11 protein-coding genes and 1 riboswitch are annotated in these 13,497 nt (G+C 38.4%); of the genes, 8 read left to right on the forward strand and 3 right to left on the reverse strand.

Annotation, left to right across the window (positions count from 1 at the left end; all coding sequences use genetic code 11):
* Positions 1-27: 27 nt before the first annotated feature.
* The 4 genes from QUH73_RS02135 to QUH73_RS02150 all read left to right on the forward strand — a co-directional run bounded on the left by QUH73_RS02135 (position 28) and on the right by QUH73_RS02150 (position 6,569).
* On the forward strand, positions 28-3,354 hold the full coding sequence (locus QUH73_RS02135) for a SusC/RagA family TonB-linked outer membrane protein (RefSeq protein ID WP_289528826.1): 3,327 nt from the start codon (positions 28-30) through the stop codon (positions 3,352-3,354).
* A gap of 11 nt (positions 3,355-3,365) precedes the next feature.
* Positions 3,366-4,700 carry a RagB/SusD family nutrient uptake outer membrane protein gene (locus tag QUH73_RS02140; protein WP_289528827.1) on the forward strand — a complete coding sequence of 445 codons (1,335 nt, stop codon included), beginning with the start codon at positions 3,366-3,368 and terminating at the stop codon, positions 4,698-4,700.
* Positions 4,701-4,795: 95 nt separating this feature from the next.
* The gene (locus QUH73_RS02145; RefSeq protein ID WP_289528828.1) at positions 4,796-5,566 is read left to right on the forward strand and encodes a LytR/AlgR family response regulator transcription factor; all 771 of its coding nucleotides are present in this window, start codon (positions 4,796-4,798) and stop codon (positions 5,564-5,566) included.
* A gap of 142 nt (positions 5,567-5,708) precedes the next feature.
* Complete coding sequence (locus QUH73_RS02150; protein ID WP_289528829.1) at positions 5,709-6,569, forward strand: dienelactone hydrolase family protein; 861 nt, start codon at positions 5,709-5,711, stop codon at positions 6,567-6,569.
* A 236-nt stretch (positions 6,570-6,805) separates the two neighbouring features.
* Here QUH73_RS02150 and QUH73_RS02155 read toward each other — a convergent pair whose 3' ends face one another.
* Both QUH73_RS02155 and QUH73_RS02160 read right to left on the reverse strand, forming a co-directional pair.
* Positions 6,806-7,441 (reverse strand): flavodoxin family protein, encoded by a 636-nt coding sequence (locus QUH73_RS02155; protein WP_289528830.1) that lies wholly within the window; start codon positions 7,439-7,441, stop codon positions 6,806-6,808.
* Between the two features lie 254 nt (positions 7,442-7,695).
* Positions 7,696-8,526, reverse strand: coding sequence for a nitroreductase family protein (locus QUH73_RS02160; protein WP_289528831.1), 831 nt, complete (start codon positions 8,524-8,526; stop codon positions 7,696-7,698).
* Positions 8,527-8,635: 109 nt separating this feature from the next.
* Positions 8,636-8,728: riboswitch (TPP riboswitch) on the forward strand.
* 57 nt (positions 8,729-8,785) lie between these two features.
* On the opposite strand from QUH73_RS02160, the gene QUH73_RS02165 reads away from it, so the two are divergent.
* The 4 genes from QUH73_RS02165 to QUH73_RS02180 are packed head-to-tail and all read left to right on the forward strand — an operon-like array spanning position 8,786 to position 12,192.
* Positions 8,786-9,556: a sulfide-dependent adenosine diphosphate thiazole synthase gene (locus QUH73_RS02165; RefSeq protein WP_289528832.1), complete on the forward strand. Its 771-nt coding sequence runs from the start codon at positions 8,786-8,788 to the stop codon at positions 9,554-9,556.
* Position 9,557: 1 nt separating this feature from the next.
* Positions 9,558-10,169 (forward strand): thiamine phosphate synthase, encoded by a 612-nt coding sequence (gene thiE / locus QUH73_RS02170; protein ID WP_289528833.1) that lies wholly within the window; start codon positions 9,558-9,560, stop codon positions 10,167-10,169.
* Positions 10,169-11,443, forward strand: coding sequence for a phosphomethylpyrimidine synthase ThiC (gene thiC, locus QUH73_RS02175; RefSeq protein ID WP_289528834.1), 1,275 nt, complete (start codon positions 10,169-10,171; stop codon positions 11,441-11,443). Before thiE ends, thiC begins: the two co-directional genes overlap by 1 nt.
* Positions 11,444-11,445: 2 nt before the next feature.
* Positions 11,446-12,192 carry a hydroxymethylpyrimidine/phosphomethylpyrimidine kinase gene (locus QUH73_RS02180; RefSeq protein WP_289528835.1) on the forward strand — a complete coding sequence of 249 codons (747 nt, stop codon included), beginning with the start codon at positions 11,446-11,448 and terminating at the stop codon, positions 12,190-12,192.
* A 967-nt stretch (positions 12,193-13,159) separates the two neighbouring features.
* Here QUH73_RS02180 and QUH73_RS02185 read toward each other — a convergent pair.
* Positions 13,160-13,453, reverse strand: coding sequence for a putative quinol monooxygenase (locus tag QUH73_RS02185; RefSeq protein WP_289528836.1), 294 nt, complete (start codon positions 13,451-13,453; stop codon positions 13,160-13,162).
* Between the last annotated feature and the right edge of the window lie 44 nt (positions 13,454-13,497).

Here is a 13,497-nt window from a genome sequence, read left to right on the forward strand (position 1 = left end):
TTTAATAACCATTAAAAATACAAATTTATGAAAAGACTGCTAAGCCTGCTTTTGATCTTGCTTCCCGCTTTTGGCTGGGCACAGGAAATGAAGCAGATTAAAGGAACAGTTTTCTCCGAAAGCGATGGAGATGTTCTAATTGGTGCTTCGGTTTACATTGATAAGTCAACCATTGGTGCCGAAACCAATATAAAAGGGATTATTGAGAACATTACATTAGGAACAATTACCGATTTTGATGGAAATTTCACATTGGAAGTTCCTAAAGAATTGAATACGATTGCCTGCAGCTTTTTGGGCTTCGAAACTCAAATGGTTGATATTACAGGAAAATCATTTATCACAATTAAACTTAGCAATTCAACAAGTGAATTGGGTGAGGTTGTTGTTACCGGCTATCAGAAAATCGAAAAACGCAAGCTGACTTCGGCAGTAGTAAAGGTAAATGCTGACAATATAAGACAAGCTGGTGTACCAAACGTTGATCAGATGTTAAGTGGGCAAATCGCTGGTGTGACCAGTATTGTTCAGGGTGGGGCACCTGGGGCTCCGGCAAAAATCCGTATTCGTGGAACAGCTTCATTAAACGGAACTCAAGATCCGTTGTGGGTTTTGGATGGAATTCCTTTGGAAGGAAACGAAGTTCCTGATTACAACGATAAGGACAATATCGATCAGTTGTACAATTCTTCTGTTGGTGGTTTAAATCCTCAGGATATTGCTGATATTACAATACTAAAAGATGCTGCGGCTACTGCAATTTATGGTGCCCGTGCAGCAAATGGGGTAATTGTGATTACAACTAAAAAGGGTAAAGCCGGACAAATGAAAGTGAATTTGACGAGTAATACTTCTTTTATTTCACGACCTGATTTTGACAAGTTGAATTTAATGAATTCGAATGAGAAGGTAGATTTGGAAATGGCTTTGGCCAGTCGTGCCGATTTAACTTATAACAGTCAGTATGGCAGTATTTCACAAATTTTGAATGCAAATAATGATTGGGACAATTACCAAACAGGTGGTGTTTCAGCAATTGCACCGGAATCATTAGCGGCTATAAATGCATTACGAAATGTTGATGCGAACTTGCAGGATGAATTGTATCAGAATGCAGTGAATCAAGATCATAGTTTGAGTGTTTCCGGTGGAAGTGATTTGGCAACTTACTATTTTTCCCTAGGTGCTCATACCGAAAAAGGAACAACTATCGGCACATCGCTTAATCGTTACAATGTAACTTTAAAAACCGATTTTAACTTACGTGATAATTTAAGATTAGGTGTTAGTTTATTTGCGAACGAACGCAAGAACAAAACATATTTGACAAGTTCGAATATGTTGACAAATCCAGCAAACTATGTGCGTTTGGCTAATCCATATTTGAAATTGCGCGATGAAGATAATAATTACGTTTATAATATTGACGAGGAAGGCTTGTATAACATTGCCTACATTCCTTTCAATATTTTAGAAGAAAGAGCAGGAACTCAGAACAAGTTAAAAGGACAAAGTGTGAATGCTATTTTAGATTTAGAATGGGATTTAAATTCTCATCTTAAATTTCGTACTCAATACGGCATTCAGATAGACAAAACAAATACTAAAAAAGAAGCGGAAGAGGAGACTTTCTTTGCCAGAAAAGAGCGTCACAAGAGTCGCTATTTTGAAGGAGGAAAACCATTCTATTTCATTCCTGAAGGTGGAGTTATTCAAAATTGGGAAGCGGATAACAGTTCTTATAATTGGAAAAATATTATAGAGTACAATCAACTTTTTAATGAAAAACATGAAGTTGAATTGATGGTTGGTAATGAATTACGCCAAAATGAATTTACTCAGGTTTATTCTATCGCTTATGGATGGAATTCGGAGAGAATGACTTCCAAACCAGTTATTTTTAGAGATGAAGCTGATGCAAAATCATTTCCATTATTCACTAAAGCATATAGAAAAAACCGCTATGCTTCCTTTTTTGGAACAGCTTCGTATACTTACGACAGACGTTACACTTTTTTTGGGAGCATTCGTTTCGATGGTTCAGATTTGTTTGGTGTTGATCCGAAATACAGATATTTGCCATTGTACGCTTTAAGTGGAGCTTGGAATGCCAGCGAGGAGAGTTTTTTAACTGATATTGATTGGCTGAGTCAATTGAAATTTCGTGCATCTTATGGACTGCAGGGAAACATAGATAAAGATAGTTCACCTTATATTATTGGTATACCTACCACAGTTTCCAATCTTCCGGGAACTAACGAAGATGGTATTGATGTTAGTGGTTTGCCAAATGATAAATTGCGTTGGGAAAAAACATCTACCTACAATATTGGTACTGATCTGTCTTTATTTCGTCATGCTATTCGTATGAGTTTTGACTATTACGAAAGAAAAGGAACGGATTTGATAGGGACTCAGAATCTTCCGCATGAAACCGGTTTTAGTGAGATGTTGGTAAACTGGGCTGAAATGACGAATAAGGGTTGGGAATTGAGCATTGCTACCCGTAATATTAAGACTGAAAATTTCGAATGGAATACAAACTTTAATATTGCTCACAACGAGAACAAAGTACTAAAAGAAAAAATTTCGGCAAATCAGTTTTTACCATCCCGCGAAGGATACTCGGCTAATTCAGTTTGGGTAATTAAAACAAAGGGCTTTGATGAGAACGGATATCCTTTGTTCGATAAGGATGGAACTGCTGTAACAGGAAAAGAGTTTTTCGATCTATACGATCAATATGCTGATTTATGGCCAGGCAATTATGCGGGTTCAAATTTAGCAACTGAGCAAGTGCGGGAGCTTTTCACATATGCTGGTGATGCAGATCCTAAATATTCCGGTGGTATTATCAATACATTCAAGTATAAAAATATTGATTTGGCTGTCTCTGCGAATTTTAACCTGGGTATGAATATTTTGGCGCAGCCGGATTACAGCATGACTGAGTATAACAGAGGTAGAAATACATCACGTAAATTATTGGATGTAATTAATGGAACCAATAAAAACCTGCCAAATTTATTAGGTTCCACTTCAGCTGATGGTGCCTATTGGATGGAAAAACAGTGGTACGATAACATTGATAATGCAGGAACATACCGTCATTTGGATACTTGGTTGAAAAAGGTAAACTACATGAGAATCAGTAGTATTCGTTTGGGTTACACCTTACCAAATGCAATGTTAAAGCGCATCAGATTATCTAACGTAAGATTTAGTTTAGAAGCCCGAAATCCATTTGTTATTTCAAATGGGTACGATGGCTATTTTGATCCGGAATCATATGGTAATATTTACGCTCAGCCACAGCAAAAATCTTATACTTTAGGTGTTAATTTAACTTTCTAATGACTTACACAATGAAAAAAATAAATATATACATTTCGCTGTTGTTGGCAGTAGTAAGCTTTTCTGCCTGCGACAATTATTTGGATGTAAAGCCAAAAGACCGGTTGATTCCAACGACAACAGATGATTTCCGGGCCTTACTGACAAGCGCATATGATGGTGTTCCTGATGATAAAGAAAGAATTGCTTTCAGAACTGATGAATTAAAATTGGACAATAATGCTTGGGATTTAACGCAAGTGCAGGATATCTATTTGTGGAATGATGTCAATCAATCATCGAACACATTGGGTTTTTCATGGCAGCAATATTACAAAGTGATCATGTATGCCAATCACATTATAGATGCTGGTGCTGATGCAACAGAAGGAAGTTCTGAAGAAATTGATCAAATTGTTGGAGAAGCATACTTATTGAGAGCTTTAATGCATTTTAACCTGGTAAATCTTTATGGTTTGCCTTACAATTCAGCCACTGCAAATACCGGTAAAGGCGTGCCTCTTTCATTAAAAATTGATACGGAAGCCGAATATTTTGCCAGTAGTACGGGTGAGGTTTATACACAAATAGCATCTGATATTACAGATGGAATAGCGAAGTTGAATATAGAAACTTACGAAACAGGATTGAATTATCGCTTTAGTATGTTGGCTGCTTTGGCATTTCAATCAAGGGTATATTTGTATATGAAAGATTTTGAAAATGCAAGAAAAACAGCATTGGAGGTTGTAAAGCTTAAAGCTGATCTGCAGGATTTAGTTGCCGATAATTCTCTTTCTGCGCACAAATACAATTCTGTTGAGAGCATTTTGGCTTTAGAGGAAGTATTCTCTTCTGAAGTTGGAGGTTCATCTTTTGTTTCTGATAAATTACTTGGAATGTACGATCAGGATAATGACCTGCGTTTTTCCCTGTATTTTAACGATGAAGGAAATGGAGAATTCAGCATTGATAAAGGAACTGATACAGCTTCAAAATGCAGTTTCAGAACCTCTGAAATGTACCTGACAATTGCCGAATGTGCTGCACAGACTGATGATTTGGATCAAGCGCGTACCTATCTAAATCAATTGAAAGCAAAACGTTTACTTGCTGATTTTTACAATACAGAAGTAACTCGTATTGCTGGATTAAACAAAGCAGAATTAATCGCTGAAATTGCCAATGAACGCTTTAGAGAGTTTGCTTTTGAAGGACACCGTTGGTTCGATTTACGAAGAACAACTCAAGAGCCAATTGATCATGCCTACAAAACAGAATCAGCGACTCTGAATCAGGGCGATCCCCGTTATACGCTCCGTTATCCGGATGAAGCCATAAACAACAATCCAAATTTGAGTAATTAGGTTAATTAGCATATCAATAAATTGAAATTAGGGGTTTTCCATTACGGATTGCCCCTTTTCTTTTGTAATTTGGCAGGGGTAAAAACAGGACAGAAATGATTAGAATAGCTATTGTTGAGGATGAACATTTGGCAGCACGCGAACTGGAAAAAATACTGCTGACCATACGTCCGGATAAAATTGAAATTAAAGCACATTTGGAAAATGTTGAGCAGGCCGTACAATATTTGTCCGGGCATAAGCTTGATTTGATTTTTATGGACATACACCTTGGTGATGGCAATAGTTTTGAGATCTTCGATCGGTTGGAAATTACCACACCTGTTATTTTTACCACAGCCTACGATCAATATGCCATACAAGCCTTTAAACAGTGCAGTGTTGATTATTTACTAAAGCCAATGGACTCTGAAGATGTGGAAGCAGCCATCACAAAGTTCGAGACAATGTTTCAGGAGAAAGAATCTCTTGATTTTAGTGCTCTTCAGAAATCTTTAAACAGCTTAATGACTGGTGATCAATATCAGGAACGGTTCATGGTGAGTCGGGGCGACAGACTCAGTTCATTAGAGGTAGAGAAAGTGGCCTACTTTATGGCAGACGGCAAGGCGCTTTATCTATTTGGATTTGACGGGAATCGTTATCTTTTCGACGGTACTCTGACATCTTTGGAGAGCAAGCTTAATCCAAAACATTTTTTCCGGATTAACCGCAAATTTATGGTCAGCTATCAGGCCATTGAAGATATGCACTACTATTCAAAAAACAGAATAAAATTAAATCTCAAACCCAATCACCCGGAATGTATTGATGCCGTTGTTAGTCAGGATCGGTGTACTGAGTTCAAGAAATGGTTAAATCAGTAAACTTAGAACATAAGGTCTGCTAAAAAGTGTGAATTATTTAACACAGAGTCATAATTATAGTATTATTTTTGCCTAAATGTGATTTCATCTCGTATTATTGCATAATTAAAATTTATTGATAATTATAAAATAATTTCGTGTCATGAAGAACTGTGTTCTTGTATCCTTTTGTATTCTTATTTCGTTTTGTTCCGCTTCTTGTTCCAGTGATGATAGTTTATCCAAGGCGGATTACTATAATCTTTCAAATTTACCCATAGATACCGGCGGAACTCATTCCAGTCACATATTGGCAGAAGCGAATGCTCCCTATGGTTACTATGCATATCAACCCGCAGGATACGATGATGATAAGGATTCAATGTATCCCTTACTGATTTTCCTGCATGGATCCGGTGAAAAAGGCAACAGCGCCAAACATCCCGAATATTTGGAACGGATTCTTGTTAACGGGCTTCCAAAAATGATTGAAAATGGAAGTTGGTCACCTAAATATCCTATGTTGGTTATTTCTCCGCAATGTCATGACGATGGCTGGCAGGCCGACAAAATAAAGCGCTTTGTTGAATTCATTATAGAGAAATACAAAGTGAATGAACGCAGAATATACATGACCGGTATAAGCATGGGCGGATTTGGATGTTTCAGTTATGTAGGAACATATGGCGATGAATCTCATGTAACTGCTTTTGTGCCTATTTGTGGTGGTGGAAATACAGCACAGGCAGAAAATTTTAAAAACATTCCGGTTTGGGCATTTCACGGAGAAAGTGATGCAACTGTTGCACCTTCCAAATCAAAAAGCATGATTGAGGCAATAAACAGCATCAATCCGACAGAAAAAGCCAAAATTACATTGTACCCTGATGTTGCACATGACTCTTGGACGTATACGTACGAAGGAACAGGAATGGGAAAAGAAAATGCTGCCTACGATGCATTTAATTCAGATATTTATACTTGGATGCTGGCGCATGAGAAAAAAGATGCAGCAGGGAATTAGATAATTATTTGAGCAAAAAGAAAGCCATTATTCAAGTTTAGAATAATGGCTTTTTTTGTTGATGATATTTAATACCAAATTAACATCAAAACATGCCTTATAAAATGTTTCTTTTCAGCTATATCTTCGTTAAAAAAGATGCATCGTAACATGGCTATGCTTTACTTTTTTGCCTCGATACAGCTAAAAATTAATTCATTTTAATTAAAGTCTATTTTGAAATTAAATTGGTATTACTATCGAATAAAGTTGGTGTATATTTTTTTCTCTTGCACAGGAGCTTCTACCTTGTCTTTTCCTTGTTCGATTAATTGCAATAGATAAGCCATGTTTTTACCCAAAACTCTCATAATCTGCATCCCTTCTTCATCTTGTAAAACTTGCCCTGGGGTGGTTCCGTGAATCACATTCCAATAGTTCGAAGTAGGAATCATCATCTCAGAATAAGTAAGGTAATTATTCAATTCGTTAAAGGTTGGAATGCCTCCCGAGCGACGAACCGCAACAACCGAAGCGCCTGCTTTGTGGCGAACTAAGTTCCCGTTTGCACCGCTTACATAGAACGCACGGTCTAAAAACGATTTCATATTTGCTCCCAAAGATGCATAATGAACAGGTGAGCCAAGCAGAATGCCATCTGCTTCCTTCATTTTTTGAATCCAAATGTTTACATCATCTCCTTTAATTACACACTTTTCATCTTTGTTTTTGGCACATTGACCGCAGGCGATACAACCTTTTACTCCTTTATTTCCAACATGTACGATCTCAGTTTCAATACCTTGCATTTCCAACTGCTCTGTTACTAATTTAAGGGCATGGTAAGTGTTTCCTTCTTTTTTCGGACTTCCGTTAAATGCGACTACCTTCATATGATTATAATTTTAAGATTTTGCCATATGGAACTTACCATGCTGAGATAATCATCTCCCTGTATGTTAAAATCACTTTGGCATGGACGTTTCATTTTTTGAGTTTTATTGTTTTTATGATTTCAGATTCGTGTAAAATTGATTGGTTCACACCAATTGAAAGTGTAAAATTAAGCAGGAACTGAATACAATTGTTTTAATAAAATGTTAATAGAATAAATCTATTGTAAGTATCTCTGAGGAATACAGGCTTCTTATTTTTCAAGCTTTATCCGGTTCACTTTTAAGCCTTCCGATTGAATTCCCCGGGCATATTTTACCGCAGATTTGCCGAATATTATTACATAACCAATCGTATGATCTTCTGGAATGCCAATCAGAGTGCGTAATTCAGGATCTATATCATCAATGGCCCATTTTATCATTCCGTTCCAAAGCGTTCCTATTCCGTGCGAATTAGCCATTATTTCAAAATAACTCAGTGTAATCAGACAATCAGCCATTGGCGAAGCATCAACAGATGGGGCAGAAGCAATAATCAAGTGTGGAGCATCCCTAAAAATCACATCTACACCTTTGGTTTCCCATAATTTTTGATAAGACAGCAGGAATTGAAACCGTTTTTCCAGCGTTCCTGATTCTTTGGCATTTTTCAGTGAATCGTACACTTTTAATCGGAATAAGTCCAAATCCTCTTTGTTGTCAATTAACGATAGTAAAACAGCATTGTTGTTATGTCCTGTTGGTGCATGCGCAGCCGTTTCAATCAGTTCCTGAATTAATTCTTTGTCAATATTCTCCTTTTTGTATTTTCGGATCGAGCGTCTTGTTTTTATCAATCTGCTGATTGCTTCAGGCTTTGGCATTTCACCTTTTACCGAAACACTGTCTGCTGGGTTTTTTCCAAATATTGAAAGTGCTGCCGTAGGACAAATGGCTAAACAATGTTGGCATTTCAAACAATTCTTCTCCTTTTCTTTTCGGATGACAGGCTTTGGATTCAATTCTATAATTCCAACCGGACAATCCTGTGCACAAAGACCACACTCAATACATTTATCTTCCTCTATCTTAAAATCCAACATTGTTTGCAAGCTTATTATTAGTCAGCAAAGATAATTTTTCCATAGAATTAATCCGTAAAAGATTCAATGGGGAAGTGCCTGTTCCGGTTTTTTAGTTTACATTTGCATCTATATAAACTAGGGGTGCCTAACTTTAAGGCTGAGATCATACCCTTTACCTGATCAGGATAATGCCTGCGTAGGAAAGTAAAGAAAAGTCTGCTTTTTTGGAGTAGGACCGCCCCTGTTTATTAATGATATACACTTAATAAACAATAAAATGGAGCAAATTGTATCTGCAGGAATCGTCGATTCCTATTTTAAAAAACTCAAAGAAAATTTATCGGTTGATGTGGCCATTGTCGGAGGTGGACCTTCAGGATTAGTCGCATCCTATTATCTCGCAAAGAAAGGTTTTAAAGTTGCTTTGTACGAAAGTAAACTGGCTCCTGGCGGAGGAATGTGGGGCGGTGCCATGATGTTTAATGAAATAATAGTTCAGAAAGATGCACTGCACATTCTCGACGAATTAAATATTTCCTACACGAACTATCAGGGAGATTATTACACGCTTGATTCTGTGCATGCAACCTCTGCATTAATATACCACGCTACGCAGGCAGGAGTAAAAATCTTCAACTGTTCTTCTATTGAAGATGTTGTTTTTCAGAACGACAGGGTATGTGGTGTTGTTCTAAACTGGGCTTCGGTTCGCCGGGAAAAAATGCATGTCGATCCTTTGGTGATCATGGCAAAAGCTGTGGTAGATGGCACGGGTCACGATTGTGACATTGTTCGCACCTTGGAACGTAAAAATGACGTGAAGCTAAATACAAAAACAGGTAAAGTGATGGGGGAATACTCTTTGTCGATAGATGAAGCTGAGCGAACAACTGTAGAAAATACCAAAGAAGTATACCCTGGATTGTATGTGTCGGGCATGGCATCGAATGGTGTTAGCGGTGGTTTTCGAATGGGACCTATCTTTGGAGGAATGCTTCTTTCCGGTGAAAAATTAGCGGGTTTAATTGCTGAAAACCTAAGTAAATAAGATGGAAGACTTTGGTTTATACATCATCATCACAAACCCGCAAGCCTCTTGCCGTTCTATTGCCGAATCGTGTGTTGAGCGGGGCGTTAAGATGCTGCAGCTGCGCGAAAAATCTTTATCCGATAAGGAATTAATTAGGCTTGGAAAAGAAATCAGAGACATTACAAGAGGAAGTGAAACCAGTTTTGTGATGAATGACCGTGCAGATATCGCAGCAATTTGCGAAGCTGATTTTTTACATCTCGGACAAGATGATATGAGCATGGAAGAAGCCCGAAAAATTGTTGGAGATATGAAAATTGGTTTGTCAACTCATTCTATTCAGCAAGTGAAGGATGCTTTGGCTCAGAAGCCAGATTACATAGGTTTTGGACCGGTATATCCGACCAATGCAAAAGCGAAACCCGATCAACCTGTAGGCATTGAACAACTAAAGCAGGTATTGAATATGGCGGACATTCCTGTAGTGGCAATCGGAGGAATTTTTCCCGAAAACATACAGACCATTCTCAGTGCAGGAGCAAAAAATATTGCCATGGTGCGGCATTTTATGCAAACCGATCAGTTTGATGAAAGAGTTTTGGAGTTTACTAATTTAATAAACAAGAAATAATGATTACACAAATAGAAAAAGCCAAAGAAGGCATTGTTACAGCCGAAATGCATATCGTTGCAAAAAACGAAAAAGTTGATGTTGAGTGGCTGCGAAATGAGATTGCATTGGGGCGAATTGTAATCCCTAAAAATATAAATCACGATTTTCCGGTTGTAGCAATAGGGAATGGTTTGCGAACTAAGGTAAATGCCAACATGGGCACATCCGAGAAGCATTGCCATTTTGAAGAGGAACTGGAAAAAATGAAAGTAGCTGTTCAATATGGTGCCGATGCAATTATGGATTTATCAACGGGCGGCGATCTGCATATTATTCTTCAACGAATACTTAAGGAGTCTTCTGTAATGGTTGGTACTGTACCCATTTATGGTGTAGCTACACGTTTGCTGGCCGAAGGAAAAGAGATTAAAGAACTCGATCCGGAAGATCTGTTTCGTGAAATTGAAACTCAGGCAAAAATGGGGGTTGATTTTATGACTTTGCACTGTGGAGTCACCAAAGTTTCTCTTTCTTTTCTTGAAAATGATAAAAGAGTATGCGGGATTGTAAGCCGTGGAGGAGCTTTGCTAAAGCGCTGGATGAAAGAAAACGGGAAGGAAAATCCATTGTATGAGCAATACGACCGGGTTTTGGACATCTGCAAACAATACGATGTAACCATCAGTTTGGGTGATGGTTTGCGTCCGGGAGCCGGTGCTGATGCTACCGATCGGGCACAAGTTGCAGAATTGCTGGTTTTAGGGGAATTGGTCGATCGCGCCAGAGACAAAGGCGTACAGGTAATGGTAGAAGGCCCCGGCCACATGCCTTTGGATCAGATTGAAGCCAATATGAAATTGATGAAACGACTTTGCAGCGAAGCACCGTTTTACGTGCTGGGGCCTTTGGTTACCGATTCGGCTCCAGGATACGATCACATTGTGGGAGCAATTGGGGGTACGATTGCAGCCATTCACGGTGCCGATTTTCTGTGCTACGTAACGCCTGCCGAGCATTTGTGTTTGCCCGATGTTAAAGACGTAAAGGAAGGTGTAATTGCAAGCCGGATTGCTGCACATTCTGCCGATTTAGTGAATAATGTGGCAGGCGCCCGTGATCGGGATCTGACAATTTCGAAAGCACGTTACGATCTCGATTGGGAGACAATGTTTACAAATAGTATCGATCCGGAATTGGCCAGAAAACGGAAAATGGAGTCGGAAAGCAGCGAAGAGGATCATTGTACCATGTGCGGGAACCTGTGTGCAGTTAAAAATGATAAAAGCATGTAAGTATGGAATACTTTTTAACAATTGCAGCTTCGGATAGCAGTGGTGGAGCAGGCATACAACAAGATTGTAAAATTGCACACGATTTGGGCTATTGGGCACTTTCGGCACTTACGGGAATTACAGTTCAGAATTTTGAAAAAGTATTTGCTGCAGAGCCTGTAAATCACGAATTGCTGCAATCTCAAATAAAGAATTTGTTTCAATCATTTCCTGTTCGAACGGTTAAGATTGGAGCGGTTTGCAGCAAGGAGAATCTGATGGTGATCAGCAATTGTTTAAAACACTTTCCGAAAACACATGTGGTTCTCGATCCGGTTTTGGCCTCTACCAGCGGAAAAGCTCTTTTCGATTCATCAGCATTGCATTTGCTGAAAGAGGAATTGTTCCCCTTATGCGAACTGATTACTCCCAATAAAAATGAGTTTGAATTGCTTGCCGATTGCAAAATCAATACATTGGAGGAGGGAATTGAAATTGCAAAAGAGAAGAGCAGGGAGTGGTGTACTTCCATTTTACTAAAAGGCGGTCATTTTACAGATGCTAAAATCAGGGAAGCCTTAATCTGTAAGAAAGAGGTTTATCATTTTGAAAAGAAGAGGAAGAATTTTGACTATCAACACGGAACCGGCTGTACTTTGTCTACGGCCGTTTCCTGTTTTTTGGGAAAAAATGAATCGATTCTGAATTCGTGTCGCCTGGCTTCTGATTATTTAGACCAGCATTATTCCTCTTTGCAGGATCAATTTTGAAAACAGCCGTTTTACTTTATATAAATGGGCATCTGCTTGCGTGGATGCCCATTTTAGCAAAACACAAAGCCCTCTCACTTGCGTGGATGACCATTATTGCGATGCACAAGCCCTTCGGAGTTTCGAAAATGCGTGTTTTAGCGACACACAAGCCCTTCGGAGTTTCAAAAATGCCGATTTTCGTGACACACAATGCCCATATTTTTTCGTGGATGCCCATTATTGCGACACACAAGCCCTTCGGAGTTTCAAAAATGCCGATTTTAGTGACACACAATGCCCATATTTTTTCGTGGATGCCCATTATTGCGACACACAAGCCCTTCGGAGTTTCGGAAATGCCCTTCTCGTGTACTCTGTAAGTCCTGTATAATCTGGAAACTTTCAATAATAAGATGTTAAATAATATTTCGAATGATCCAAATCGGACGAAGACAGTATTTATTGATCCTTTTTTATAACTACTAATTATTTTAGTTGTTGGTGAGGTGGGAGAGAACTAACACCGATTCGTATGGTATAACACCTCAACCCCGGCCCTTCTCCTCGAGGAGAAGGGAGCCTTTTTGTAAAAAAGTATAGATAATAGAAGCTGTATTTTCTTCTCCTTTAGGAGCTACTCTTTATACACATCTTGTTGGTTGAAAAAAATCAAGAGCAACAAGATGTATAAAAAGGATCATATCAAGAATTAACACCCTTTCTTCTGTCGGCACTTTGTTCACAATATTATTTCAAACTGCGTTCACAATCTTCACTGCGTTACGGTACCCTCAAGAAGGGAAGATTCTGTTTGTGAACGATTCTCCCTTTTTTTAAGGGGAGATGTCCGTAGGACAGAGGGGTGCTCTTTTGTTTTGTTGTGTTTTTTGATTGAAAGCACCGTCAGGGTATAAGAACCGCTGACGGGCATGCATTTTTTCTTTTTGCAGGATTAATTTTAAGAATTTAGGAAAATGCAGTTTTTTTAATTCAGTTTCTCAGCCTCGTAGATATTCAGTTCGTTTTTTACTTCAAGCAAACCTTTCACTTGGGCGATGTATTTAGCCATGTGTTCAGCATTTAAATGCTTATCGAGAGCTGGTTTAGATTCCCATCGTTCAAATAGAAAAAGTTCCGAATCAGAAGTCAGCTTTTGGTGAAGTTCGTACTCCAAACATCCGTCTTCTTGTTTCACTAGTTCGGCCACATTATTGAATGCATTAATGAAATCCTGCTTGCAACTGGCCTTAGGTTTTATTTTTACATTTACGATGATCATGATATTTCTATTAAATAAGGTTAGTTTTCAGTTCTAATTTATTT

This window comes from Labilibaculum sp. K2S, from assembly GCF_030372765.1.
Taxonomy (GTDB): domain Bacteria; phylum Bacteroidota; class Bacteroidia; order Bacteroidales; family Marinifilaceae; genus Labilibaculum.

Bases quoted from the DNA above. Each gene is read 5' to 3' on its own strand.
- QUH73_RS02135 (WP_289528826.1), top strand. From the start codon at position 28: ATGAAAAGACTGCTAAGCCTGCTTTTGATCTTGCTTCCCGCTTTTGGC.
- QUH73_RS02140 (WP_289528827.1), top strand. From the start codon at position 3,366: ATGAAAAAAATAAATATATACATTTCGCTGTTGTTGGCAGTAGTAAGC.
- QUH73_RS02145 (WP_289528828.1), top strand. From the start codon at position 4,796: ATGATTAGAATAGCTATTGTTGAGGATGAACATTTGGCAGCACGCGAA.
- QUH73_RS02150 (WP_289528829.1), top strand. From the start codon at position 5,709: ATGAAGAACTGTGTTCTTGTATCCTTTTGTATTCTTATTTCGTTTTGT.
- QUH73_RS02155 (WP_289528830.1), bottom strand. From the start codon at position 7,441: ATGAAGGTAGTCGCATTTAACGGAAGTCCGAAAAAAGAAGGAAACACT.
- QUH73_RS02160 (WP_289528831.1), bottom strand. From the start codon at position 8,526: ATGTTGGATTTTAAGATAGAGGAAGATAAATGTATTGAGTGTGGTCTT.
- QUH73_RS02165 (WP_289528832.1), top strand. From the start codon at position 8,786: ATGGAGCAAATTGTATCTGCAGGAATCGTCGATTCCTATTTTAAAAAA.
- thiE (WP_289528833.1), top strand. From the start codon at position 9,558: ATGGAAGACTTTGGTTTATACATCATCATCACAAACCCGCAAGCCTCT.
- thiC (WP_289528834.1), top strand. From the start codon at position 10,169: ATGATTACACAAATAGAAAAAGCCAAAGAAGGCATTGTTACAGCCGAA.
- QUH73_RS02180 (WP_289528835.1), top strand. From the start codon at position 11,446: ATGGAATACTTTTTAACAATTGCAGCTTCGGATAGCAGTGGTGGAGCA.
- QUH73_RS02185 (WP_289528836.1), bottom strand. From the start codon at position 13,453: ATGATCATCGTAAATGTAAAAATAAAACCTAAGGCCAGTTGCAAGCAG.